We start from the raw sequence: 24,517 nt of genomic DNA, 5'->3' as shown, positions 1-24,517 counted from the left end.
GATGTGCGCCGTCCGCGGTCAGACGCCCACCGCGCCCAGCAGGCTGCCCGCCGCGTAGGTCACCGCCATCGCCAGGGCCCCGCCCGCCACGTTGCGCAGTACCGCCCGCCCCGGATCCGCCGCGCCGAGGCGGGCGGACGTCCAGCCGGTGACGACGAGGGCGGCCAGCACCGAGACGACGGTGACGGGCAGGCGCGGGCCGGGCGGGGGCAGGACGACGGCCAGCAGCGGGAGGAGCGCGCCCACGGTGAAGGCCAGGAAGCTCGCCCACGCCGCGTGCCAGGGGTTGGTCAGCTCGTCCGGGTCGATACCCAGCTCCACGCGCGCATGGGCCTTCAGCGCGTCCCGCGCGGTGAGCTGTTCGGCGGCCTCGCGGGCCACCTCGCGGGACAGGCCGCGCTGCGCCAGCAGCTCGGTCAGCTCCCGCAGTTCGGCCTCCGGCTGCTCGCGCAGTTCCCGGCTCTCCACGGCCAGGGCCGCCATCTCGGAGTCGCGCTGGGTGGAGACGGAGACGTACTCGCCGGCCGCCATGGACATCGACCCGGCGAGCAGGCCGGCCAGCCCCGCGGTCAGCAGGGCGGACCGGCTCCCGGTCACGCCGGCCACGCCGACGACCAGCCCCGCGGTGGAGACGATGCCGTCGTTGGCGCCCAGCACGGCCGCCCGGAGCCAGTTGAGCCGGGAGCCGAGCGCGCCGCCGTGGGTCTCGTCGTGGATGGGTTCCGTCACAGCAGGGAGGATCCCACCCCGGCCGTCACGGCCGCCGTACCGACATCGGCGCTCCGTTGGCCCCACGGCGCCGGGCCGTCCCCCCGGCTCTCACCACACCCGGACCGAGGCTCCCCGGGCGAACACCGGGCTGGTCGCGTCGGCCGGCGGTTCCGCCAGGGGCTCGGCGACCTCGGCCACCGTCGGGCCCACCTTCGCCGCGACCGGGTCCAGGAGGGCGAGATCGAAGCCGTAGACCCGGGCCGCGTTGCCGCCGACCATGGCCGCCACCTCCGCGCGCGGGACGCCCGCGTAGGAGTACCGCAGGGCCTCGCGGGTGTACGGGTGGGTGCCCTCGTCGTGCGGGTAGTCGCTCCCCCACATGATCTTGTCGACGCCGATGCGGTCCCGCAGCGGCACCTCGTGGGGGCGCATGAAGCTGGCGCCGACGTAGCAGTGGTCCCGCCAGACGCGGGAGGGTGCCTCGCCCATGCCCGCGCCCAGGCCGGCGCCGAACTTCGCCTCCGCGGTGTCGCCGCGCGCGGCCGTGGCGACCAGGCGGCCGTGGTAGTAGTCCAGCATGTCCAGGACCCCGGGGATCCAGCCGGAGCCCTGTTCGGTCAGGACCAGCCGCAGGCCGGGGTGGCGGCGGAAGGCGCCGCCGAAGACCAGGTGCCACAGGGCGCGGTGGGAGAACCAGGTGGTCTCCACCATGAAGACCGCCCGCGCGGCCGGTTCCTCGCCGAGCGGCGGGGACGCCGAGCCGGCGTGGTGGTTGACGGGGAGCCCGAGTTCGGCGCAGGCGGCCCAGATCGGGTCGTACGCGCGCGAGTACAGCTCGGGCAGGCCGGAGCCGGGCGGGGTGCCGGGCAGCATCAGGCCGCCCCGCAGGCCCGCCGAGGCGGCCCACCGGATCTCCTTGACGGCCTCCTCCACGTCCCCGAGGAGGATCTGGAAGACGCCGGCCCGGCGGCCCGGAGCCGCCGCGCAGAAGTCCGCGAGCCACCGGTTGTGGGCGCGCAGGCCCGCCCAGCGCCGCTCGAAGTCCCCGGCGTCCGGGGGCGGGGCCATGAGCGAGCCGGACGGGAAGAACGGCGGGATGGTGTTCGGGAAGAGCACCTCCGCGACGATGCCGTCCGCCTCCATCTCCGCGAGGCGGCGCTCGGAGTTCCAGTTCCGGTCGGCGGAGTCGGCGAGCAGGTCCTCGTAGGGGTTGACGTAGGTGGCCGCCCAGACGTCGAAGTCGTCGTGGTGGCGTTTCTCCAGGTACGGCTTGTAGTCGAGCAGATCGGCGCCGGCGTGGCAGTCGGCCGAGATCACCGTGTAGCGGTCCTCGCTCATCGGGTCGCCTCCGGGAGGGGGAAGTCGCGGTCGGGTCCCAGGAGCGGGAAGTCGCCGTCCGTCAGCCAGTGCCGGCCGCTCTCGCGCGAGCGGGCCCAGGACGCCTCCACGGCCGCCTGGTCGGTGGGCTGGCCGAGGTCGGCGGGTGTGGGGCCGATGCGGCGGGCCAGGGGCGTCAGCTTCCCGGTGTCGAAGCCGAAGGCCTCGGCCGCGGCGAGGCCCAGTATGCGGCGGGTCTCGGCGACCGGTATGTCGTGGAAGGTGCGGCGCAGCCACGCGCGCGTGTCGGGCCAGGTGCCCTCGGGGTGCGGGAAGTCGCTGCCCCAGAGGATGTTGTCGACGCCGATCTCGTAGCGCTGGGCCAGTTCGCGCCGTTTGGTGTTGGTGGCGCAGACGAAGACCTGCCGGTCCAGGTACTCGTGCGGCGGGCGCTCGAGTTCCTGGAACGGGGAGAGCTTCTTGCCGCCGTGGGCGCCGAGGTAGAGGCGGTCCATGAACCACAGCAGGTTCGGCAGCCACCAGCAGCCCGACTCGGCGATGCCGAAGCGCAGCCCGGGGTGGCGTTCGAAGACGCCGGACCAGAGCAGGAACCACAGCGGGCGGGCCGGCCACCAGGTGACCTCGGAGACGTAGATGCCGAGGTGGTCGCCGTACTCGTGGCGCGGGGCGGCGCCGGAGTGGGTGAGCACCGGCATGCCGCGTTCGGCCGCCGCCGCCCACACGGGGTCGTAGCGACGGTCGTGGTACGGCTCCTGCCCGGCCCACATCGCGGGGATCATCAGGGCGCCGAGGCCGGACTCCTTCGCCCGGTGGATCTCGGCGACGACCCGGTCGACGGGCGCCGTGACCGGCAGCAGGGCGACTCCGCAGTGCCGTTCGGGATGCTCGGAGACGAACTCCGCCAGCCAGCGGTTGTGCGCCTGTGCGCCCGCCATCCCCAGCTCGGGGTCCTGGTCGCCGGAGAGGCCGAGGCCCACGCCGAAGGGCGCGGCGGTCTGGCTGTCCACGGCGTCGGCGTCCGGGAAGACGACCTCGGCGGCCACGCCGTCGCCGTCCAGCTCCTTCAGGCGCTGCGCGGTGTCCCAGCCGCCGCGCAGGCCCTCCCCGTTCTCGCGGAACCACCGGTCGGCGAACGCCTCGTTGCGGATGCCGAGGCGGGTCATCTCCTCGCGCCGCCGGTCGCGGCCCGCGAGGAACTCGTCGAAGTCCCGGTGGAAACGGGACTCCAGGTAGGGCCGGTACCGCTCGGTGGGCAGCCCGGCGTGACAGTCGGAGGAGATGATCAGGTACGGGTCGTCGTCTGTGCTCACCAGGGCCTCCTCTCGGTCTCTCGGTTCAGTCCAGGACGAAGCTTTCGAGGTACGACGGGTTCGCGCGGTCCAGCATCGACCGCGACCGCGCGCGGATCTGGGCGTCGCTGTGCTCGCTCGCCGGCAGCAGCCAGAAGCGGTCCTCCCGGATGCCGTCCACGACGAGGCCGGCGACCTCCTCGACGGGTGTGAAGCGGACCTCCCGGCCGGCCGCGCGCATCGCCGCCTCCCACTGGCCGAGGCTGCGGTAGGGGGTCCTGCGCGGGCGTCGCTTGGCGTAGCGGGCGGGGCGGTTGCGGTGCGACTCCCACAGCCCGGTGCGCAGCATGTGCGGGCCCGGGAAGAGGACGGAGGCGCCCACGCGCGCGTGTTCCGCCTTGAGGTGGGCGTAGAGGGACTCGGTCAGGGTGACGACGGCCGCCTTGGTGACCGCGTACACGGAGGCGGTCGGGAGGGGGGCGACCCCGCCGTCGGCGGAGGATGTATTGACCACATGACCGGGTTCACCGGACTTGATCATCCTGGGCAGGAACGCCTGGACGCCGTGGAACACGCCCCACACGTTGACGGCGAAGGCCCACCTCCAGTCGTTCGGGTCGTGTTCCCACATGCGGCCCTCGGCGCCGGAGCCGACGCCGGCGTTGTTGCACAGGACGTGCACGGCGCCGTAGGTGTCGTACGCCGCCTCGGCCAGTGCCATGACCTGGTCGCGTTCGCCGACGTCGACCACGCGCGCGTGGACGTCGGCGCCCTCGGCGCGCAGGCCGGCCGCGGCCTCGTCCAGGGCGGCCTGCTCGACGTCCGCGAGGACGACCTTCAGGCCGTCGGCCGCGAACCGGCGGGCCATCGCGAGCCCGATCCCGCTCGCCGCTCCGGTGACGACGGCGACCTGTCCCGCTCGTACGTCCACAGCCGTTCAGCTCCTCTCCCTGACTTCGCCCGGCCCGTGTTCCGGCCCGGGGTCCGGGGTGCATCCCCCGGGACGGCACGGCATCAGCGGTCCCCTTCGGCGGGGGGTGGCGCGTCGAGGACCTGTAGCGGGTCGTCGTAGCGCTGGTGGAGGTAGGGCAACAGGGCCTGGGGGTCGACGCGTTCGACGACCCGGCCGCTCTGGTCGCTGGTCTTCTCGCCGATGGTGATCTCCACCAGGTCCCGGACGGGAAGGTCGGCGACGGGGTCGTACATCGACTCCCGCAGGACGACGTCCCCGGTGATCCGTTCCAGCCGGCGCACCTTCTCGTGGCGTACGCAGTGCACGAGGACGGGGTCGCCGTCGAAGCCGTCGCCGTCCACGGCGGGCAGGAACTTGAAGTAGAAGTCGGTCCTGCGGGCGGGCCCGGGCAGGGGCTGTGGGCCGCTCACCGCCCCGCGCACCTCCACGAAGGCGATGCCGTGCCGCGCCATCGACGCCTGTACGACGAGGCCGTCGCGCTCGACGGTGACCTCGCCGAGCTTCTTGGGCTCACCGAAGACCTCCCGGCCGCCGGTGAGGGCACGCTCTCGGGTCATCGGCATCACCAGCGGATACCAGCCGTCGACCCCGCCGTGTGCGGCGGCGACCGCGAAGGAGCCCGCGCCGAGCGGATGGCCGGACAGGTCGACCCTGCTGACGGTCACCCGCACCAGGGGCCGTGCGGTGGGCTTCAGCGGGGGCGGCAGCACCGCCGCGACCGCGTCCGGGTCGGTCTCCCAGACGGCCACCACACCGGTGGACCAGACGTCGGGGAGCCGTGCGCTCGCGGTGCGCGTGGCCGCGATCTCCCGCTCGGTCCGCGCGCCGTACCGTACGCGTGCCATAGCCGTACCGCCCTTCTCCTGACGGACCGTCACCTGTAACACAGTTACAGCAGACCGGGTGCGGGGTAAATACACGTGCGCCGACGGGAGTTGGGGGGATCATGGCGATCGGGGCGAGGAGCGCGCTGTCCCGGGAAGCGGTGCTGGAGGCGGCCGCCGGGCTGGTGCGCCGGCACGGCCCGGACGCGCTGACCATGCGCAGGCTCGCCGCCGAACTGGGCACGGCGGTGACGTCGATCTACTGGCACGTCGGGGGCCGCGAGGCGCTGCTCGACGCGCTCGTGGAGCGGACCGTGGCCGGCCTCGGCGAGATCCGCCCGGCCGGGCGCACCCCGGAGCAGCGCGTGCTGTCCGTCGCCCGCGCCCTGCGGCGCCAGCTGCGCGACCATCCGCATCTGGTGGCCCTCGTGCACGAACGCGGTCTGACCGAGCGGATGTTCCTGCCCGCACAGCAGGTCCTGGTGCGGGAGGCGCACGCGGCGGGGCTGCGCGGAGCCCGGGCCGCGGAGTTCGTCCGGGCCGTGCAGTTCCAGGTCGTCGGACATGTGCTGGTGGAGCGCAACCGCGAGCGGGCTCCGGCGCAGCACCCGGGCGAGCAGGAGCTGTGGCGCGCGGACGGTGCCGGGAGCGATCCCGCACTGGCCCGGGCGCTGGCCCGCCCGGTGGACACGGAACGGCTGTTCGTGACGGCCGTACGGGCGCTGGTGCGGTCCCTGCTGGCCCCGCACGGGACATGACCGTCACCCAACCGCCGCCCACCGCCCCGGCCGACGGGGGCGGCTCGCGGCGGCACGCACGCGTGTGGGAGAGAGCCCTCACAAGCACGCGCGCGTGCGGAGGGCGAAGTGGAGACCCGGCTGCCGCGAGCACGCGCGCGTGGGGGACCGAGCCGCCACGGACACGCGCGATGCGGAGAGCGCGCTTTTCGTCGGCCCGCACACCTGCGCGGCGATCGAGCGGGCGGGCGAGTCCGGGGCGCCCGGCCGGGACCTGAGGGACCGCCCTGTCGGTCGCGGCCCGTATCCTCATTGACCATGCTCGAAGACCGTGCGACCGCAGTGTCCTCCCCCACCCAGTGGCCGGCCGCGTATCCGAAGGGATACGCGGTCGTTGACGTGGAGACCACCGGCCTGGCCCGGGACGACCGGATCATCTCCGCGGCCGTCTACCGGCTGGACGCGCACGGCGAGGTGGAGGACCACTGGTACACGCTGGTCAATCCGGAACGCGACCCGGGGCCCGTGTGGATACACGGTCTGACGAGCGAGGTGCTCGACGGCGCGCCGCTGTTCGGGGACATCGCCGAGGAGTTCGCCGCCCGCCTGGACGGCCGGGTGCTCGTCGCGCACAACGCGGTCTTCGACTGGCAGATGATCGCGCGGGAGTACGCACGCGCGCGGAGCGAGGCGCCGGTGCGGCAGCGCCTGTGCACCATCGCGCTGTCGAAGGAGCTGGGCCTGCCGCTGCCCAACTTCAAGCTGGAGTCGCTGGCGGCACACTTCGGGGTCGTACAGCAGCGGGCGCACCACGCGCTGGACGACGCGCGCGTGCTGGCGGAGGCGTTCCGGCCCAGCCTGCGCGCCGCGGCGGAGGGCGGCGTCCGGCTGCCGCTGCTGGAGTGCCGCCCGCTCACGGAGTGGTCGGACCGGCCCGTGCCCCGGCAGTCGACGGGCGGCTACGGCGGCTACCGGGGCGGCGGTTGGCGCCCTTCCCGCAAAAGGCCCGTATGCCCCTATCCCAATCCGGGTCGTTACGAGGACGGCAAAAGACTCAAACAGGGCATGCGGGTGGCCTTCTCCGGTGACACGTCGACCGAGCGCGAGCTGCTGGAGGACCGCGCCGTCGAGGCCGGGCTGCACGTGGCCACCAGCATCTCCCGGCTGACCAGTCTGCTGGTGACCAACGACCCCGACTCGGGCACGTCGAAGACGGTCAAGGCCCGGCAGTTCGGCACACCGGTCATGGACGAGGCCGCGTTCGGGCAACTGCTCAGGGATGTCGAGCCCGCCGACGAGTAGTCGCCCCACCGACGGCGCCGCACCGGCGGGCAGGCGCTCGACCGCCGGGCAGAGGCTCGACCGTCGGGCAGGCGCTCCACCGCCGGGCGATCGTACGAACGGGTGATTGCCACACGACTCACCCGGCCGCCGCTCGCCCGGGAATCGGCGACGGCCCACCCTGTGGCGCATGGCGACATGCGAAGTTTGCGGCAATGACTACGGAATGACCTTCGAGGTCCACGCGCAGGGCCAGGTGCACGTCTTCGACTGCTTCTCCTGTGCGATCCACCGTATGGCCCCGATCTGCGAGCACTGCCGGGTGCAGATCATCGGCCAGGGCGTGGAGGTGGAGGGCCACTGGTACTGCGGCGCTCACTGCGCCCGCGCCGAGGGGAGGACGGGCATCGTCGACCGGGTGTGACCCGGTACCCGCCTGAATGCACCCCATGGCTCGGAGGTAACGTCGTGGGGTGCACCGCTACCGCTTCCTGTTGTCCCGCCAATGGGTGATCCTCACTCTCGTCGCGATCGCGCTGATCCCGACGATGATCAGGCTGGGTTTCTGGCAGCAGCACCGGTACGAGGAGCGCACGGCCCGCAACGACCTGGTCTCCGCCGCGCTGCACGCGAAGCCGGTCCCGGTCGAGCGGCTGACCTCCCCCGGTCACACGGTGACCCGCACCGAGAAGTACCGCACGGTCACCGCGACCGGCACCTTCGACACCGCGAAGGAAGTCGTGGTCCGCCGCCGCACCAGCTCGGACGGCGAGGTCGGCTTCCACGTCCTCGCTCCCTTCGTCCTCACCGACGGCAAGGTGCTGCTGGTCAACCGCGGCTGGATTCCCGCGAACGGCGTGCAGACCGCCTTCCCGAAGATCCCCGCACCGCCCGCCGGCCGCACCACCGTCACCGGGCGTCTGATGGCCGACGAGACGACCGCGGCGAGCGGCATCAAGAACGTCAAGGGCCTCCCCGACCGGCAGATCATGCTGATCAACAGCGCGGAGGAGGCGCGGCGGCTGGGCGCGGCGGTACTCGGCGGCTACATCCAGCAGACCGCTCCCGAGCCCGGGAACGGCTCCCCGGAGCAGATCTCCGACCCGGGCAGCGAGGACGCCCCGCTGAACTACGCGTACATGATCCAGTGGTGGCTGTTCGCGGCGGCCGTTCCGGTCGGCTGGTGGTTTTTGCTCCGGCGGGAGATCCGGGACCGGGAGGAGGCCGCGGCGGAGCCGCGTCCGGAGGAGAGCGAACCGGCCGCGGTCTGAACGCGCCGCCGTCCGCACGGGGATCACTCCCCCGGTGGCCCACCTGATTGGCCCCCCGGCCCGCCGGGAAACCGCATCCCGTGAACGCGAGCATCGAGGACTACGCCCTCATCGGGGACGAGCAGACGGCTGCGCTGGTCGGCAGGGACGGCTCGATCGACTGGCTGTGCCTGCCGCGCTTCGACTCCGGTGCCTGTTTCGCCCGGATGCTGGGCGACGAGGACCACGGCCACTGGCGGATCGCTCCCCGCGGAGCGGAGGTCTGCACGCGCCGCGCCTACCGCTCCGACACCCTCGTCCTCGACACCGAGTGGGAGACGGCCGACGGCGCGGTGCGCGTCACCGATCTGATGCCACAGCGCGGACACGCCCCCGACGTCGTACGGATCGTGGAGGGCGTCAGCGGCCGGGTCACCGTCCGCAGCACCCTGCGCCTCCGCTTCGACTACGGCTCGGTCATGCCCTGGGTGCGCCGCTCGGACGGCCACCGGGTGGCCGTCGCGGGCCCGGACTCCGCCTGGCTGCGTGCCGAACCGGCCGTGCACACCTGGGGCGAGGACTACGGCACCCACTCGGAGTTCACGCTCGCCGAGGGCGAGCGGGTCGCTTTCGTGCTGACCTGGCACCCCTCGCACGAGAAACGCCCGCCGCTCATCGACCCGTACGAGGCGCTGGAGAGCAGCGTGACCGACTGGCGGCGCTGGGTCCTCCAGTGCCGGTACGACGGCCCCTACCGGGACGCGGTGGTCCGCTCCCTCATCACCCTCAAGGCCCTCACCTACTCCCCGACCGGCGGGATCGTCGCCGCGGCGACCACCTCGCTGCCCGAGAAGCCGGGCGGCGTGCGCAACTGGGACTACCGGTACTGCTGGCTGCGCGACTCCACCCTCACTCTCGGCGCACTGCTCACCGCGGGCTACCACGACGAGGCGGAGGCCTGGCGGAACTGGCTGCTGCGCGCGGTCGCCGGCGACCCGGCCGACCTGCAGATCATGTACGGCGTCGCGGGCGAACGGCGGCTGCCGGAGACGGAACTGCCGTGGCTGCCCGGCTTCGCCGGCTCCGCCCCCGTGCGCATCGGCAACGGCGCCGTCGACCAGCTCCAGCTGGACGTGTACGGCGAGGTGATGGACTCGCTGTCGCTGGCCCGCTCCTCGGGTCTGCCGGCCCGGCCGCACATGTGGGCCATGCAGCGCGCGCTGATGACGTTCCTGGAGACGGCGTGGCGGCAGCCGGACGAGGGCCTGTGGGAGGTGCGGGGCGGCCGGCGCCAGTTCGTGTACTCCAAGGTGATGGTGTGGGTGGCCGCCGACCGGGCCGTGCGGACGCTGGAACAGCACAAGGAGCTGGACGGCGATCTGGAGGGCTGGCGCAGGCTGCGCGACGAGGTCCACCAGGAGGTGTGCGAGAAGGGCTTCGACGCCGAGCGCAACACCTTCACGCAGTACTACGGCTCCCGCGAACTGGACGCGGCGCTGCTGCTCATCCCGCGCGTCGGGTTCCTGCCGCCGGACGACCCACGGGTGGTCGGCACGGTCGACGCGATCCGCGACGACCTCGGACACGGCGGCTTCCTGCGCCGCTACGACACTGAGGACTCGGTGATCGACGGGCTGCCGAGCGGCGAGGGCGCCTTCCTGGCCTGCTCCTTCTGGCTGGCCGACGCACTGCATCTGACCGGCCGGAAGAAGGAGGCCCGCGAGCTGTTCGACCGGCTGGTGGGCCTGTGCAACGACGTGGGTCTGCTGGCCGAGGAGTACGACCCCCGCGACGGCCGCCACCTGGGCAACTTCCCGCAGGCGTTCAGCCACGTCGGCCTGGTGAACACCGCCCTCACGCTGTACGGGGACGACGAGGCAGGATAGGGCCATGGATCTTGGACTGAAGGACCGGGTGTACGTCGTCACGGGGGCCACCCGGGGCTTGGGCAACGCCACCGCGCGGGAACTCGTCGCGGACGGGGCGAAGGTGGTCATCACCGGGCGGGACGCGAAGCGGGTCGCCGACGCCGCCGCCGAACTGGGCCCGAACGCGGTGGGCGTGGCCGTGGACAACGCCGACGCCGAGGCTGCCGAGCGGCTGATCGCGGCCGCCCGTGAGCACTTCGGCGGTTTCCACGGGGTGCTGGTGAGCGTGGGCGGGCCGCCGCCCGGGTTCGTCGCGGACAACACCGACGAGCAGTGGCGGGCCTCCTTCGAGTCCGTCTTCCTCGGCGCGGTGCGGGTCGCTCGCGCCGCGGCGGCGGAGCTGGAGGAGGGCGGTGTCATCGGCTTCGTGCTGTCCGGGTCGGTGTACGAGCCGATTCCGGGACTGACGGTGTCCAACGGGCTGCGGCCGGGGCTGGCCGGGTTCGCCAAGTCGATCGCCGACGAGCTGGGGCCGCGCGGCATCCGGGTGGTGGGCCTGCTGCCGGGGCGGATCGCCACGGACCGCATGCGGGAGCTGGACGCGCTCTCGGCCGACCCCGAGGCCACCCGGGCCGCCAACGAGTCGCGGATCCCGCTGCGCCGGTACGGGCTGCCCGAGGAGTTCGGACGGGTCGCGGCGTTCGTACTGTCTCCGGCGGCGTCCTACGTGACGGGGGTCATGGTGCCGGTGGACGGGGGCACCCGCCACGGCTTCTGACGGCCGGTGGGCCGCAGGGCGGGGCGCACGGCACGGGTTCCGACGGCCGGTGGGCCGCAGGGCGGGGCGCACGCCACGGGTTCCGACGGCCGGTGGGGCCGGAAGACGGGGCGCACGCCACGGGTTCCGACGGCCGGTGGGGCCGGAAGACGGGGCGCACGGCACGGGTTCCGACGGCCGGTGGGGCCGTGAACGGAGGGCAGGACGGGGGCTCTGGCGGCCGTTGGCCGTCTGTGGCCGTTCGGCGGTCGCGCGGTTGCCGTGCACCCTGGGCCGGTCCGCCTCGGTCGTCAGACGACCCGTTCCGCGCGGTGGCCGGCCTCCGTCAGCCGGACCTCGGCCGGGAGGGACGCCAGTCCCGCCGACTCGCGCGCGTGGGCCAGCGCTTCGGTGGTGAAGGCGGTCAGGGTCTCGCCCGGAACGGCGTGCGGCTCCAGCCGCAGCCCGGCCCGTACCTGCGGGCTCGTACGCCGGCCCCGCAGGTCGACGTGGGCCCGGGCCACGCCGGGCAGGCCGGCGGCTTCGGCGGCCAGTGCGCTCTCCAGGGCCCTGCCCCGCAGCCGTGCGCCCGCGCCGTCGCCGGTGTCGACCGGCAGGTCGGTCAGCCGGCGGCGGCGCACGGCCGCCGCCAGCCACCACAGGGCGAGGAGGACGAGGAGGGCCAGGGCGGCGATGACCGCCGGCCACCACCAGGCGGTGTGCCGCCAGCGGGTGCGTTCGGCCCGGGTGAGCAGGACGTCGTGCGGGCCGGTGTGCAGCCACCAGGAAGGCGGCGGCGCACCCAGGCCGACGGCCAGGACGGCGCCGCCGAGCGCGAGCAGGAGCAGGCCGGCGAGGGCCAGCAGGACGCGGTTGACGCCGGTGCGCATCGCGTTCATCCCTTCCGGCCGGGCCGTGTCACGTGCACGGACAGCCTGGGCGGGCGGGCCAGTGCGAGGTCCCCGATCGCGTCGGTGAGCACGGTGTCCAGGTCGGCGCGTACGTCGTCCGGGTCTCGGAAGTGCGAGACCGCGCGGACGTCGGCCTTCCGGCGGCGCACCCGCACCCGGGCCGCCCGTACGCCGGCCACGTCCATGGCCCGGTCGCGCAGGACCAGCCGTGCCGCGTCGCGCCGGAGCGCGGCGCGCACATCCGGGTGCGGGCGCCGCATCGGCAGCAGGTCGCGCAGGCCGGGGGTGACCGCGAGGGCGATCAGCCACAGACCGAGGGCGACGGCGAGCGCCGCGCCGGCGAGGACCCAGGTGTCGTCCAGGGGCCGTTCGGCCAGGTTCCGGGCCAGCTCGCGGCGCCAGCGCATCGCCGGGTGGTGGGCGCGTACGGCGGCGATGTCGTAGAGCAGCAGGCCCGCGCACGCCAGGAGCAGTACCGCGACGAGGGCGGCGGGAACACGGCGCGGCGACCAGAACCTGCCGCTGCTCTCGCCGGTGGACGGGGTGCTGCCGGGCGGTCCGGCGACGGTCGGGGCGCTCCGCGTCTCGCTCATGCCGTCCTCCCCGGGCCCGCGGCCGGGTGCAGGCGTTCGACGTCCACGGCGACCTCCCGCACCTCCATGCCGGCCAACGTGCCCACCCGCTCGGTGACTTGGCGGCGTACGGCGGCGCAGCGGGCGCCGATGGCGCACGGGTAGGCGAGTTCGATGTGCACGCGGATGCGGGCCGCGTCGTGCAGCACGGCCACCGTGGCGTGCGGGGGCGCGGCCGGCCCGGGCAGCGGGGCGAGAACCTCGCGGGCCGCCTGTGCGGCGATCTTGGCCACGACCCGGTCGGCGATCCGGGTGGCGCCGCGCTCGGCCGGGGGCACCCGGGCCGGCGAGGGGCGCAGCGTGCCGGTGTCGGCGCTCACCCGGGTCACCGCCGCCGGTCGCGCCGGTCGCCGCGGGTGCGGAAGAAGTCACCGAGTTCCAGGTCGCCGTCCGCGAACCGGCCGGCGATGAAACCGACGGCCCCCAGCGCGGCCACCAGCAGAAAGGCACCGAAGCCGCCGAAGTACCCGGCGAATCCCAGCACCATTCCGGCGATCATGCCGACCACGGCCATACTCATGCAGCGCTCCTCGGTCCGTCAGGCGTGCGGTGTCCGTGCCGGGTCCGGTCTCACTGGAGCCGGGGCTCCGGTTCCTCTTCCTCCTCCTCGGGCAGCTTGACGTCGCTGACCGCGATGTTGACCTCGACCACCTCGAGGCCGGTCATGCGCTCCACGGCGGCGATCACGTTCTCCCGCACGGCGTGGGCGACATCGGCGATCGAGACGCCGTAGTCCACGACGATCTCCAGGTCGAGCGCGGTCTGCACCTCGCCGACCTCGGCCTTGACGCCGCGGCTCACCGATTTGCTGCCGCCGGGCACCCGGTCGCGTACGGCACCGAAGGTGCGCGCCAGGCCGCTGCCCATGGTGTGGACCCCGACCACGTCCCGGGCGGCGAGCCCGGCGATCTTCTCCACGACGCCGTCGGCGATGGTCGTCCGGCCCCGGGTCGCCGGGTCGCCGCCGCCGCGCCGGGGGGTCTTGCGGGTGGAGATCTGATGTTCGTGGTCGCCTTCGGGGGTGGTCGTCATGTCGGTCATGGCCGTACGTCCTTCCGGTCGTCCTCCGACCACGGTAAGCACGGTTGCGCCGTCGCGCGCCCGTGATACGGCAGGCTGGAGGAATGACAGCGGACCGGTGGGCGCAGGTGGTACGGCTTCAGGTGGGTCTGGGCAGGCTGCTTCCGCTCGGCGGCCCGCAAGACGGCGCGTGGATCGCGGAGGTGGCCGCCGGTGCGGTGCTGGGGCGCGCCGCCGCGGACGGGGTGCCGGGGGTGCGCCTGGGTGCGCTGCGGATCGGGCCGGCCGGCCCGGAGGCCGCGGACGAGCCCGTCGTGCCGGCCCCGCCGAGTGCGCTGTGGCCGGGCGCGCTGCGGGTGACGGCGGATTTCGCGGCGACGGCGGCCGAGCCGCTGCCGTCGGCGGCGTCCCGGCTGCGGCTGGCTCTGGCGGCGGCCGCGACGGAACGGCTGGGCCTCGTGGTCACGGAGGTCGACCTGCGGGTGACGGATCTGCTGGAGGCTCCGGGGCAGGCCGCGGCGGCGGTTCGGCCACCGGAGCCACCGCCCGCCCGGGAGCCCGCGGACCAGGAGGAGGCCGCGGTGGCGCGGGCGGCCCTCGCCGTTCCGGGGGTGCTGCGCCTGACCGGGTCGCTGGGCGGTCTGGGCCGGGCGGTGCACATCGAGGAACGCGGAGGGGACACCGCTCTTCCCCACCGCCACGTGCGCGTCGAGATCGCGACCGGCACGGACCGCCGGGCGGTGGACGTGGCCCGGCAGGTCCGCGCGGCGGTCCGGGACGCGCTGCGGGACCGGCCGACGGTGGCCGTACTGGTCACCGCGGTCGGTTAGGGTCTTTCGTTTGGCTCAGGCCGGATCCGGTACCGGCTCGGACCGGTACCGGAGGTCTTCCGGCGAAGCCGGTACCGGCACTATGCCGACAAGGCCGGTGCCGGAGTTCCTCCCGCTCAGGCCGGTGCCGGAGTTCGTCCGGGTCAGGCCGGTGCCGGAGTTCGTCCGGGTCAGGCCGGTGCCGGAGTTCGTCCGGGTCAGGCCGGTGCCCGGCCCGGTCGTGCTTATTCGCCGAGTCCGGCCAGGTCCCGCAGCCGTCGGGCCTGGGCAGCCCGCTCCGCGGCACGCTGCTCCTCGTAGGAGCGGCCGACGGCACCCTGGAGCAACCCCTTGGTCTCCACCACGGCGTCCCGCGGCGCGGCCAGCACCGCGGCTGCCAAGTCCCGCGCCGCCGCGTCGAGTTCCGACGCGGGCACTGCGAGGCTGGCCAGTCCGCTCGACACCGCCTCCTCGGCCCCGACGAACCGCCCGGTCACGCAGATCTCCAGCGCGCGGGCGTACCCGACGAGGCCGACCAGCGGATGGGTGCCGGTCAGGTCGGGGACGATACCGAGGCTGGTCTCACGCATGGCGAACTGCACGTCGTCGGCGACGACCCGCAGGTCGCAACCGAGCGCGAGCTGGAAGCCGGCCCCGATGGCATGCCCCTGGACGGCGGCGATGGACACGATGTCGGTCCGCCGCCACCAGGTGAACGCCTCCTGGTACTCGGCGATGGTCGCGTCGAGCCCGGCGTCGTCACGACGCGCGAGTTCGATGAAGGTCGGCTCGCCCGGGATCCCCTCCGGGGTGAACATCTGACGGTCCAGCCCGGCGGAGAAGGACTTGCCCTCGCCGCGCAGTACGACGACGCGGACGGAGCCCGGCAGCAGCCGCCCGGCCTCGGCGAGCGCCCGCCACAGGGCGGGGCTCTGCGCGTTGCGCTTGGCCGGGTTGGTCAGCGTCACCGTGGCGAGCGCGTCGTCGACGGTGAGCCGTACGCCGTCCTTGTCGAGTACAGGAGCGAGGTCCTGGTCGGGCGAAGCCATGGGGCGCCTCCGATGGGTGCGGTCATCACGCAGTGCCTTACGGCATGCTAAGTGACTGCACAGTAACCACCCGGTCGATCAGGCCGCCGACCGGGTGGCCACCATCGAAGCCGATGGGCCGCCCGGAGTCAGGACGTAGCGGCCTTCTTGCCCCGGGTCGCTCCGCCACGCCCACGCAGCGTGACGCCCGACTCGCTGAGCATCCGGTGTACGAAGCCATACGAGCGGCCGGTCTCCTCGGCCAGCGCCCGGATGCTCGCACCGGAGTCGTACTTCTTCTTCAGGTCTGCCGCGAGCTTGTCGCGCGCGGCGCCGGTCACCCGGCTGCCCTTCTTCAGAGTCTCGGCCACCCGTGCCTCCTCATGGGAAGTGCGCTCTGGTCTCCTCATGATCACCCCTCCCGGGCGCGATGGCCACCCATTCGGCAAGGTCGGTGAGACATCGTTGTGACGACAGGAGCCGGTCCCCACAAGCGGAATAAGGGATTCCAGCGGGCGGGGACCATGGGTCCGTCCGGGTGGATTCACGAAGTACCAGGTCAGGCACGCAAAGCGGCCGACCCCTTGGGGGCCGGGGGATCGGCCGGAAAATCCGTGTACGACACACCCCGATACGAGGAGATCTCACACAGATGACGGATCACGGATCGGCCGAATGATCCATACGCAGTGGATCAGGCTTTCGATCAGGCCAGGGCGACGAGATCCGCGTAGTCGGAGCCCCACAGGTCCTCGACGCCGTCGGGCAGCAGGATGATCCGCTCGGGCTGGAGCGCCTCGACCGCGCCCTCGTCGTGGGTGACGAGGACGACCGCGCCCTTGTAGGTGCGCAGGGCACCGAGGATCTCCTCGCGGCTGGCCGGGTCCAGGTTGTTCGTCGGCTCGTCCAGGAGCAGCACGTTCGCCGAGGAGACGACGAGGGTGGCGAGGGCGAGCCGGGTCTTCTCGCCGCCGGAGAGGACACCGGCCGGCTTGTCGACGTCGTCGCCGGAGAACAGGAACGAGCCGAGCACCTTGCGGACCTCGACCAGGTCCATGTCGGGGGCGGCCGAGCGCATGTTCTCCAGGACCGTGCGGTCCGGGTCGAGGGTCTCGTGCTCCTGGGCGTAGTAGCCGAGCTTGAGGCCGTGGCCGGGGACGACCTCGCCGGTGTCCGGCTGCTCCACACCGCCCAGCAGCCGCAGCAAGGTGGTCTTGCCGGCGCCGTTGAGGCCCAGGATGACGACCCTTGAGCCCTTGTCGATGGCGAGGTCGACGTCGGTGAAGATCTCCAGCGAGCCGTACGACTTCGACAGGCCCTCGGCCATCAGCGGGGTCTTGCCGCAGGGCGAGGGCTCCGGGAAGCGGAGCTTGGCGACCTTGTCGGACTGGCGGACCGCCTCCAGTCCGGAGAGCAGCTTGTCGGCACGGCGGGCCATGTTCTGCGCGGCGACCGTCTTGGTGGCCTTGGCGCGCATCTTGTCGGCCTGCGAGTGCAGGGCGGCGGCCTTCTTCTCGGCGTTGGCGCGCTCGCGCTTGCGGCGCTTCTCGTCGGCCTCGCGCTGCTGCTGGTACAGCTTCCAGCCCATGTTGTAGATGTCGATCGCGGACCGGTTCGCGTCCAGGTAGAACACCTTGTTGACGACGGTGTCCACCAGGTCGACGTCGTGGGAGATCACGATGAAGCCGCCGCGGTAGGTCTTCAGGTAATCCCGCAGCCAGACGATCGAGTCCGCGTCGAGGTGGTTGGTGGGCTCGTCCAGCAGCAGGGTGTCGGCGTCCGAGAACAGGATCCGGGCCAGCTCGATGCGGCGGCGCTGACCGCCGGAGAGCGTGTGCAGGGGCTGGCCGAGCACCCGGTCGGGCAGGTTCAGGGCGGCGGCGATGGTGGCGGCCTCGGCCTCGGCGGCGTACCCGCCCTTGGTGAGGAACTCCGTCTCCTGGCGCTCGTACTGCTTCATGGCCTTGTCGCGGGTGGCGCCCTTGCCGTTCGCGATGCGCTCCTCGTTCTCGCGCATCTTGCGGATCAGCACGTCGAGGCCGCGGGCGGAGAGGATGCGGTCGCGGGCGAGGACGTCCAGGTCGCCGGTGCGGGGGTCCTGCGGGAGGTAGCCGACCTCGCCGGAGCGGGTGATCGTGCCGCCGGCGGGGATGCCCTCACCGGCCAGGCACTTCGTCAGGGTGGTCTTGCCGGCGCCGTTACGGCCGACGAGGCCGATGCGGTCGCCCTTGGCGATACGGAAGCTGGCGTTCTCGATGAGGACGCGCGCGCCGGCGCGCAGCTCGATACCGGAGGCGGAGATCACGGACAGACTCCAGGGCAGACAGGGGTTGGCGGGTGGGCGGCTGAGGACGTTCCCGCCGTCTAATGCGCGAGGAGAATGGCCATGGGACAAGTCTAACGGGGCCGGGCAAGCGCTTTTTCTGCGTCCAGGTGTCCCGGGTTCCGGGCGGGGAGATCGTTGCCCAGCGGGGTGCGGTCGGGCGCGATCCGGCCCAGGTCGTCCAGGGCCACGAGCTGGCCGGTCCAGGCGGCGTCCGCGCACGGCTGGGCGAGGAGCAGGGCGGCGCCCCGCCGTACGGCGCCCTCGGGCCGGAACGCGCAGCCCGCCCGGGCGGGCAGCACCCAGCGCAGGTCGCCGTCGGCGGTGCGGTACGCGGTGACGCGGCTCGGGGCGACGACGCCGAGGATGCCGCGGCCGAGGGGGCGCAGGACGCCGGTGCCGCCCTGGGCCGGGAGCCACTCGGCCGCGTCGGGCAGGGCCCGGTGCCAGCGCACGGAACGGCCGTCGGTGTCGGTGATCAGCCCGTCGTCCCAGAGTGTGATCGCCGCCCCGCGCGCGGGCAGCACGGCGTAGGGACGGTGCCCCACGCGCGCGTAGCGCCAGCGCGGGACCCCGGTACGGCGGTCGTAGCCGACCACGGCAGCGCCCTGCGCCCGCACCGCCCACTCCCCGTGCCCGCCGGGCAGGAGCCGGTCGCCGTAGGGCGCGGGCCGATGGTGATGAACCACACCGAGAAGCCCCGCGGCCGCGGCGGTGAGCAGCAGACCGACGGCGAGACGACGGACGGCCGCGACGAGGACACGGGAAGCCGGGGCCGGCACGGCGGGAGCGGACTCGCAGGGGGCACCTACGGGAGCGGGGACGACGGGCGCCAGGTACGTGATCGCCGGGGGCGGGGCGGGTTCCCGGGGCGGGGTGGGGCGGTGGGGGTCGGGGGCGTGGGGTGGAAGTGCCACCTTGCCCCCTTCGGTCTCCACCGTCCCGGAATAGGCGCCGAGCGTAGTCACCGCCCGGGGGGTCGGCCGGGTGGCCGGGCGGGCGGCGGCGGGATGTCCCCCGTTCGGCGGTTTGACCCGCGGCGCGGGAACGGCAGGGCGCCGCCGGCGGTCCCCTCCCCCAGGCGTACGCGTTCGACCGAGGCGCGGAAACGGCAGGGCGCCGCCGGCGGTCCCCTCCCCCAGGCGTACGCGTTCGACCGAGGCGCGGGAACGGTGGGGCGCCGCGGGCGGTTCCTTCGCCCGGGCGTACGTGTGCCGCCTGGCCTTGGCCGGGTCGTGGGGACAGCGGTCGTCCAGGGCGTTCGGCTGAGGGTTGTCGGTGGCGCCTGCGAGACTCGGAGGGCACGGCGGTACCGATGCACGAAGGAGTGATCGGCATGGCAGGAACGGGCGGCGGCGCACGGCCGAGCGTCTACCCCACGCTGCTGTACGCGGACGCGAGGACGGCGATCAGGCAGCTGACCGAGGCCCTCGGCTTCACCGAGCTGTCGCTGTACGAGACGGCGGACGGCAAGGTGATGCACGCCGAGCTGGTCCAGGGCAGCGGCGCGGTGATGGTCGGCTCCAAGGGCCGCGGCGGCCTCTTCGACACGGCGTTGAAGGACGCCGGACCCGCCGGGGTGTATGTCGTGGTGGACGACGTGGACGCGCACCACCAGCGGGCCGTGGAGCACGGCGTGGAGATCCTGATGCCCCCGACGGACCAGGACTACGGCTCGCGGGACTACATGGCCCGGGACGTCGAGGGCAACATCTGGAGCTTCGGGACGTACGCCCCGGAGATCGGGGCCTGAGCCGCCCCTTCTCCGTTCAGCCCCCGGTGTGCACCTGGAACGCGGCCCGGCGCACGGCCTTGGCGAGGGCCGGGTCGGGGTGCGCGGCGGCGAGCGCGACCAGGACCTGCACGGTGCGCGGGTGGCCGACGGCGCGGACCTCGTCGAGCAGCCGGGGCACGGTGGGTTGCACCGCCGACTCCAGATGCCGGACCAGCATCGGCGCCTCACCGTGGTCGGCGACGGCGGCGGCGGTGTCCACCCACAGCCAGGTGGCCTCCTCCCGGGTGAGCACCTCGTGGGCGTCCTCCGGGTCCACGCCGTCGTGCTCGGCGAGCCACAGCAGGGCGTAGGGCCGGAGGGCCGGCTCCTCCACCACGGCCCGCACGTCGGGCTCGGCGGGAGCGCCGACGACCCGCAGCGCCTCGAAGGCCAGGCCGCGCAGCAGGGCGTCGTCGCCGCGGGCCGCGTCGACCAGTTCGGTGACGGCGCTGCCGACGGGGCGGGCGGCGAGCCAGGCGCGGTACTCGGCGCGGGCCGCGTTGGGGCGGAGCTGGGCGCACCCGCGGAGCATGTCCTCGGCGGACTGCTCGATGTTGCCGGCGGGGCTCTGCGCGGCCACGCAGATCTGCTCCAGCTTGACCCAGACCGCCCAGCTGCCCAGCGGGGTGAGCGTGGCCTGGCCGTCTCCGTAGGTGAGGGCGCCGACGGTGGCGAGGGCCCGCAGCGCCCAGTCGAGCAGGGGAGCCAGCGGGGCGTCGCCGGCGGGCGGGTCCGCCGGTGCCGGGGCTCCGGCCGGCTGTCCGGTGCCGGACTCGTAGGAGACCTCGCAGCGTTCGGTGCGCAGTTCGGTGACCCGCTGCTGGAGCAGGTCGAGCAGCTGCTCGACCGGAACGGGGCCGGCGGACAGCTGGAGGAAGGAGAGCACCTGGGGCATGGCCGAGACGACCTCGGCCACGGCGGCCGGCTCGTGCCCGTCCGGTTCGGGGCAGGCGAGCGACCAGGCGTCGAAGAGGGCGACCCAGCCGCGCAGTACGGCGCTGTCGTCGCGGTCCCAGGCGCGCAGGCGCCAGCCGGGGCGCGCGCTGTCGCCGTGCACCTCGACGAGTCCGGCGAGGCGGGCGGTGTCCCAGTCGGCGCGGAGCTGAGCGGTGCTCAGGCCGAGGTCGGCTGCGGCGCGTTCGGCGGTGGCGTCGGAGAGGGTGGCCTTGCCGTCGGCGGTGGCACCGTCGCGGCCGGGACCGAGGGCGGCGTCGGCCCACCGGGCGACGCGAGCCGCGCCGGCCAGACCGGTGCGGGCCATTCCGGCCAGTTCGGCGGGGGCGGGCGTGCCCTCCGGCGGCCGGGGTGCGGGGCGGCTTGGGCGCCGCTGGTTCACAGCTCTGGGGGCGGCGGCCAGGGGTCGCGGTCGGACGAGTCGGAGCCTGGAGTCGCGCGGGATACGGGACGTCACGGGTGCAGTCTTCCGGTTGACGGTCCGAAAACCCAAACGGAATGTCACGGCGGGCGACGGGGCTGGCCAATGCACGAGGCACGGCGAGGGCTGCACGGTCGTGATCCGGCCAGCCGTACGGCCTTAAACGGAATGCTTCGGGGCGGTGCCGGGCCGCGCCGGCGCGGGGTGGTCACATCAGCGGGGTCAGGAACCGGCGCAGCCGCTCCTCGTACTCCTCGGGGTCGGCGTTCCACATCGCGGCGTGCGGGGCGTGCGGGACGGTGTGCAGGGCGACCAGGCCGGCGCGGTGCCGGGCGAGCCGGCGGGAGAGGTCCCAGGGGGCGACCTGGTCGTCCGGGCCGTGGACGATCAGGGTGGGGACCTGGAGCAGTTCGGGGTCGGTGCTCGCGGCGACCCGGTCGGCGTGCAGTCCGGCGCGGCCCTGCGCGGCCCGCACGGCGAGCGGCAGCAGCGGTTGCGGGGTGTGGCGGGCGCGGGCGAGGGCGCGCAGCGTGGCCTCCCAGCTGAGCACCGGCGAGTCGAGGACGAGTCCGGCGATGCGGTCGCGCATCGCGGAGTGCTCGGCGGCGCGCAGGGCCATGGTGGCGCCGGTGGACCAGCCGAGGAGGACGACGCGGCGGGCGCCGTAGCGGACCGCGTAGCGGATCGCCGCCTCGACGTCCCGCCACTCGGTCTCGCCGAGGTGGTTCAGCCCGTCCGGCGGGCGTGGGGCGCCGAGGTCGCCGCGGTAGGCGAGGGCGAGGACCGGCAGCCGGCGGGCGTGCAGGAAGCCCATGACGTTCAGGGCCTGTTCCCGGGTGGTGCCGAGACCGTGCACGGCGATCACCCAGGTGTCCCGGTGACCGGGCACGAACCAGGCGGGCAGGGCCCCCAGTTCGCCGGGCACGTCGACGTCGGCGTGGTCCAGGCCGAGGGCGGTGCGGGGGTTGCCGACGTACAGGTTGGGGGTGAGCCACACCCCGTCGCCGGCCGTGAAGGTGCCGTGGGTGACGCGCTCCAGGCGCCGTACGACGGTGTCGGCGGTGTGCGCGGCGGCCTCCAGGACGGGGCCGACGACGGCGTGGGAGCCGTCCCCGGCGAGGCCGTAGGTGCCGGGGCGCAGGGCGGCCAGGTCACGGGTGAGCGTGATCTGCCCGCCGGCCGTGCCGTGCACGGTGAGACGGGGCTCGGTGGGCAGGGGCCGGCCCGCGGGCGCCTTCAGCGCGGCGTCGCTGGCGAGCCGGCCGGCGGCCACGGAGGCCGTGCCGGCGGCCAGGACGGCGGTGAGCGCGGTGGCGGTCGCCTTGACGGTGCGCACGGCTCCAGTGTCGTGGGGGTTCGCGCCCCCGGCCAGCGGAGCGGCCGGGCGGAGTGAGGGCCCGGGGGGCACGGGTGGGCGGAGTGAGGGCCACCGGGCCACGGGCGGGTTCGGCGGCGCCGGCCGGGTACGCCGTCGCCGGGCGCCGGTGTGGCGGATCAGGTGGTGCCGACCGGAACCGGCGCGCCGCGCGAGGGTGCGGCGGAGCAGGGCGAGCGGCGTCGGCAGGGAGCGGAACGGGTTGCTGCTCGGCAAGGGGTCACCTCCGTTGGCCGTACCCCTTCAAGCGTTCCCCGACCTCCGCCAGTTGTGCCTCGGTCAGCAGGGACGGTGTCAGACCGGGCACCGAGGACGCCGTCAGCCACAGCCGGCACATCCACTCCAGCTGGGCGGTGCGGTCGTACGCCTGGCCGAGCGTGGCGCCGTGGGTGATCGTGCCGTGGTTCTGGAGCAGGCAGCCGGAGCGGCCGGTGAGGGCGCGGAGCATGTGCTCGGCGAGTTCGGCGGTGCCGTAGGTGGCGTAGGGGGCGACCCGTACGGGGCCGCCCAGAACGGCTGCCATGTAGTGGACGAGCGGCAGCTCGGGCACGAGCGTGGAGACGGCCGTCGCGTGCACGGCGTGGGTGTGGACGACGGCGCGGGCGTCGGTGGTGCGGTAGACCGCGAGGTGCATGGGCAGCTCGCTGGTCGGTACGAGCGTGCCGAGCACCTGGCGTCCGGTGAGGTCGACGCCGGTGATGTCGCCCGGGGTGAGCCGGTCGTAGGGGACGCCCGAGGGGGTGACCAGCACGAGGTCCCCGATGCGGGCGGAGACGTTGCCGGAGGTGCCGACCACCAGCCCGTCGGTGACGCTCCGGCGCGCCGTGCCGACCAGGTCGTCCCACAGGCGTGCCGCGTCCTGCTCCGCGTCCTGTCGCCCGTCTGCCGTGTTCCGCCGCGGTTCAGCCATGCGGTGATCCTGCCAGCCGGGCCGGCGGGGAGCGGGCGGGCGGGTCGTTTCGGTCCGGAATTCGTACGGCCGATCGGGCGGATTTCAGGGCGAAACGCCTGAATTCGGTGCGGATTCCGTGATCGGCGGGCCTTCAATGATCCCTCTTGCCCACGGGACGACCGCTGCCGCCCGCCAGTGCGGTGGTGCACGTCGTCCGCCATCCCGGGGAGACGCATGGCTCGTGAACACACCCCTGCCCGTCGCCGCGCCGGTGTCCTCGCGACGGCCACGGCGGCCGCCCTGGCACTCTCGGGCACCGCGACCGCGTGGGCCGAGCCACCGGTGACGGGCGTGCCGGGCGAACCGCCGGTGTCCGTGGGGTCACGGCCACTGCGGCAGACCGGCCCGCTGGATCCCGCCGCACTCCTGGCACCGGCCGGCCCGATGTACCCCGCCGCCCTCCGGGATCCCGCCGCACCCCTGACACCGGCCGGCCCGATGTACCCCGCCGCACCCCTGGCGCGGCCCGGCCTGACGGAGCCGGCCGGGCTGCTGGTGCCGGTCATGCCGCCGGTGTCGGCCGTGGGCCGCTCCAAGAAGCCGAAGGGCCACGACGTGTCGTCCCACCAGAAGCGCGTGGACTGGCCGGAGGCCCGGGCCGGGGGCGCACGGTTCGTATACATCAAAGCGACCGAGTCCACGAACTACCACAGTCCCTATTTCTCCGGGCAGTACACCGGCGCCCGCAAGGCGGGCCTGCTCCGGGGCGCTTACCACTTCGCCCGGCCGGACCGGTCCTCCGGCGCGGCACAGGCCAGGTACTTCGTGCGGCACGGCGGCGACTGGCGGGCCGACGGCTGGACGCTGCCGCCCGCGCTCGACATCGAGTACAACCCGTACAGCAGCGCGCACCAGTGCTACGGACTGGGCAAGGCGCGGATGGTCCGCTGGATCCGGTCGTTCAGCGACGAGATCGAGCGGGAGACCGGCCGCCGCCCGGTGATCTACACGACGACCCAGTGGTGGAAGCTGTGCACCGGCGACAGCCGCGCGTTCTCGGGGAGCCACGCCCTGTGGATCGCCCGTCACGGCACCTCGCGGCCGGGGGCGCTGCCGGGCGGCTGGCGGTACTGGACGTTCTGGCAGTACGGCACCAGGGGCGCGCTGCCGGGTGACCAGAATCTCTTCAACGGGCCGTTGAGCCGGCTGCGGATCTTCGCGCAGGGCCGGTAGCCAAGGGACGTCTGGGCCGAGGGAGCAAAGCGGAACCACAAACCCGCGTTACGGACACCCCCACGCCCGGCTCAGTTCACCTTCCGTTCACCCAGGTTGCCTACGTTCATCCAACCA

General features: G+C 73.9%; 26 protein-coding genes. 9 read left to right on the top strand and 17 right to left on the bottom strand.

All coding sequences use genetic code 11. The features are described from left to right. Positions 1-18: 18 nt before the first annotated feature. The 5 genes from JK361_RS17525 to JK361_RS17505 form a co-directional block, all read right to left on the bottom strand. Positions 19-729 carry a VIT1/CCC1 transporter family protein gene (locus JK361_RS17525; protein WP_201818804.1) on the bottom strand — a complete coding sequence of 237 codons (711 nt, stop codon included), beginning with the start codon at positions 727-729 and terminating at the stop codon, positions 19-21. A gap of 90 nt (positions 730-819) precedes the next feature. Continuing rightward, positions 820-2,049, bottom strand: a complete 1,230-nt coding sequence (locus tag JK361_RS17520; RefSeq protein WP_201818803.1) for an amidohydrolase family protein — start codon at positions 2,047-2,049, stop codon at positions 820-822. Continuing rightward, positions 2,046-3,359 carry an amidohydrolase family protein gene (locus JK361_RS17515; protein ID WP_201818801.1) on the bottom strand — a complete coding sequence of 438 codons (1,314 nt, stop codon included), beginning with the start codon at positions 3,357-3,359 and terminating at the stop codon, positions 2,046-2,048. Before JK361_RS17515 ends, JK361_RS17520 begins: the two co-directional genes overlap by 4 nt. A 25-nt stretch (positions 3,360-3,384) precedes the next feature. Further along, positions 3,385-4,269, bottom strand: a complete 885-nt coding sequence (locus JK361_RS17510) for an SDR family NAD(P)-dependent oxidoreductase (protein ID WP_201818799.1) — start codon at positions 4,267-4,269, stop codon at positions 3,385-3,387. 83 nt (positions 4,270-4,352) lie between these two features. Next, positions 4,353-5,156 carry an acetoacetate decarboxylase family protein gene (locus JK361_RS17505; protein ID WP_201818797.1) on the bottom strand — a complete coding sequence of 268 codons (804 nt, stop codon included), beginning with the start codon at positions 5,154-5,156 and terminating at the stop codon, positions 4,353-4,355. A gap of 101 nt (positions 5,157-5,257) precedes the next feature. Between JK361_RS17505 and JK361_RS17500 the strand changes: the two genes are divergently transcribed. The 6 genes from JK361_RS17500 (at position 5,258) to JK361_RS17475 (ending at position 11,049) form a co-directional block, all read left to right on the top strand. Further along, a complete protein-coding gene (locus JK361_RS17500) occupies positions 5,258-5,893 on the top strand; it encodes a TetR/AcrR family transcriptional regulator (RefSeq protein WP_201818794.1) in 636 nt (211 codons plus the stop codon). A gap of 297 nt (positions 5,894-6,190) precedes the next feature. Next, positions 6,191-7,174 carry a DEDDh family exonuclease gene (locus tag JK361_RS17495; RefSeq protein ID WP_201818793.1) on the top strand — a complete coding sequence of 328 codons (984 nt, stop codon included), beginning with the start codon at positions 6,191-6,193 and terminating at the stop codon, positions 7,172-7,174. Between the two features lie 169 nt (positions 7,175-7,343). Continuing rightward, positions 7,344-7,577, top strand: coding sequence for a metallothionein (locus tag JK361_RS17490; protein WP_201818791.1), 234 nt, complete (start codon positions 7,344-7,346; stop codon positions 7,575-7,577). A gap of 49 nt (positions 7,578-7,626) precedes the next feature. Further along, complete coding sequence (locus JK361_RS17485; protein ID WP_201818789.1) at positions 7,627-8,424, top strand: SURF1 family cytochrome oxidase biogenesis protein; 798 nt, start codon at positions 7,627-7,629, stop codon at positions 8,422-8,424. 80 nt (positions 8,425-8,504) lie between these two features. Then, the gene (locus tag JK361_RS17480) at positions 8,505-10,289 is read left to right on the top strand and encodes a glycoside hydrolase family 15 protein (protein WP_201818787.1); all 1,785 of its coding nucleotides are present in this window, start codon (positions 8,505-8,507) and stop codon (positions 10,287-10,289) included. Positions 10,290-10,293: 4 nt separating this feature from the next. Next, positions 10,294-11,049, top strand: a complete 756-nt coding sequence (locus tag JK361_RS17475) for an SDR family oxidoreductase (protein ID WP_201818785.1) — start codon at positions 10,294-10,296, stop codon at positions 11,047-11,049. A gap of 290 nt (positions 11,050-11,339) precedes the next feature. Here JK361_RS17475 and amaP read toward each other — a convergent pair whose 3' ends face one another. From amaP to JK361_RS17450, 5 genes are read right to left on the bottom strand one after another with little or no spacing between them, the layout of a single operon-like run. Next, on the bottom strand, positions 11,340-11,927 hold the full coding sequence (gene amaP / locus JK361_RS17470) for an alkaline shock response membrane anchor protein AmaP (RefSeq protein WP_201818783.1): 588 nt from the start codon (positions 11,925-11,927) through the stop codon (positions 11,340-11,342). Continuing rightward, entirely contained in the window at positions 11,924-12,532 is a 609-nt protein-coding gene (locus tag JK361_RS17465) for a DUF6286 domain-containing protein (RefSeq protein ID WP_201818781.1), read from the bottom strand. The genes amaP and JK361_RS17465 overlap by 4 nt, the downstream gene beginning before the upstream one ends. Further along, positions 12,529-12,900, bottom strand: a complete 372-nt coding sequence (locus JK361_RS17460; RefSeq protein WP_201818779.1) for an Asp23/Gls24 family envelope stress response protein — start codon at positions 12,898-12,900, stop codon at positions 12,529-12,531. Before JK361_RS17460 ends, JK361_RS17465 begins: the two co-directional genes overlap by 4 nt. Next, complete coding sequence (locus JK361_RS17455; RefSeq protein ID WP_201818777.1) at positions 12,897-13,091, bottom strand: hypothetical protein; 195 nt, start codon at positions 13,089-13,091, stop codon at positions 12,897-12,899. The genes JK361_RS17460 and JK361_RS17455 overlap by 4 nt, the downstream gene beginning before the upstream one ends. A 50-nt stretch (positions 13,092-13,141) precedes the next feature. Beyond that, the gene (locus JK361_RS17450; protein WP_201818775.1) at positions 13,142-13,612 is read right to left on the bottom strand and encodes an Asp23/Gls24 family envelope stress response protein; all 471 of its coding nucleotides are present in this window, start codon (positions 13,610-13,612) and stop codon (positions 13,142-13,144) included. 83 nt (positions 13,613-13,695) lie between these two features. Here JK361_RS17450 and JK361_RS17445 point away from each other — a divergent pair, with 83 nt between their 5' ends. Further along, positions 13,696-14,421 (top strand): nucleopolyhedrovirus P10 family protein, encoded by a 726-nt coding sequence (locus JK361_RS17445; RefSeq protein ID WP_201818773.1) that lies wholly within the window; start codon positions 13,696-13,698, stop codon positions 14,419-14,421. 224 nt (positions 14,422-14,645) lie between these two features. Here the strand turns inward: JK361_RS17445 and JK361_RS17440 are convergent, their stop codons facing one another. The 4 genes from JK361_RS17440 to JK361_RS17425 all read right to left on the bottom strand — a co-directional run bounded on the left by JK361_RS17440 (position 14,646) and on the right by JK361_RS17425 (position 18,668). After that, entirely contained in the window at positions 14,646-15,449 is an 804-nt protein-coding gene (locus tag JK361_RS17440) for an enoyl-CoA hydratase/isomerase family protein (protein WP_201818772.1), read from the bottom strand. A gap of 128 nt (positions 15,450-15,577) precedes the next feature. Continuing rightward, a complete protein-coding gene (locus JK361_RS17435) occupies positions 15,578-15,799 on the bottom strand; it encodes a helix-turn-helix domain-containing protein (protein WP_010355597.1) in 222 nt (73 codons plus the stop codon). A gap of 335 nt (positions 15,800-16,134) precedes the next feature. After that, positions 16,135-17,733 (bottom strand): ABC-F family ATP-binding cassette domain-containing protein, encoded by a 1,599-nt coding sequence (locus JK361_RS17430; RefSeq protein ID WP_201818770.1) that lies wholly within the window; start codon positions 17,731-17,733, stop codon positions 16,135-16,137. Between the two features lie 92 nt (positions 17,734-17,825). Next, a complete protein-coding gene (locus JK361_RS17425) occupies positions 17,826-18,668 on the bottom strand; it encodes a hypothetical protein (protein WP_307787265.1) in 843 nt (280 codons plus the stop codon). A gap of 419 nt (positions 18,669-19,087) precedes the next feature. On the opposite strand from JK361_RS17425, the gene JK361_RS17420 reads away from it, so the two are divergent. Then, positions 19,088-19,504 (top strand): VOC family protein, encoded by a 417-nt coding sequence (locus tag JK361_RS17420; RefSeq protein WP_236053073.1) that lies wholly within the window; start codon positions 19,088-19,090, stop codon positions 19,502-19,504. Between the two features lie 16 nt (positions 19,505-19,520). Here JK361_RS17420 and JK361_RS17415 read toward each other — a convergent pair whose 3' ends face one another. The 3 genes from JK361_RS17415 to JK361_RS17405 all read right to left on the bottom strand — a co-directional run bounded on the left by JK361_RS17415 (position 19,521) and on the right by JK361_RS17405 (position 23,185). After that, complete coding sequence (locus tag JK361_RS17415; RefSeq protein ID WP_201818766.1) at positions 19,521-20,936, bottom strand: hypothetical protein; 1,416 nt, start codon at positions 20,934-20,936, stop codon at positions 19,521-19,523. 172 nt (positions 20,937-21,108) lie between these two features. After that, complete coding sequence (locus tag JK361_RS17410; RefSeq protein ID WP_201818765.1) at positions 21,109-22,236, bottom strand: alpha/beta hydrolase; 1,128 nt, start codon at positions 22,234-22,236, stop codon at positions 21,109-21,111. A gap of 259 nt (positions 22,237-22,495) precedes the next feature. Then, positions 22,496-23,185 carry a class II aldolase/adducin family protein gene (locus JK361_RS17405; protein WP_201818763.1) on the bottom strand — a complete coding sequence of 230 codons (690 nt, stop codon included), beginning with the start codon at positions 23,183-23,185 and terminating at the stop codon, positions 22,496-22,498. A 546-nt stretch (positions 23,186-23,731) separates the two neighbouring features. Between JK361_RS17405 and JK361_RS17400 the strand changes: the two genes are divergently transcribed. Then, positions 23,732-24,400 (top strand): lysozyme, encoded by a 669-nt coding sequence (locus JK361_RS17400; protein WP_236053159.1) that lies wholly within the window; start codon positions 23,732-23,734, stop codon positions 24,398-24,400. The last annotated feature ends 117 nt before the right edge of the window (positions 24,401-24,517 follow it).

The organism is Streptomyces musisoli, from assembly GCF_016741855.1.
In the GTDB taxonomy this organism is placed as follows: domain Bacteria; phylum Actinomycetota; class Actinomycetes; order Streptomycetales; family Streptomycetaceae; genus Streptomyces; species Streptomyces musisoli.
This window is presented reverse-complemented; position numbering and strand designations above follow the sequence as displayed.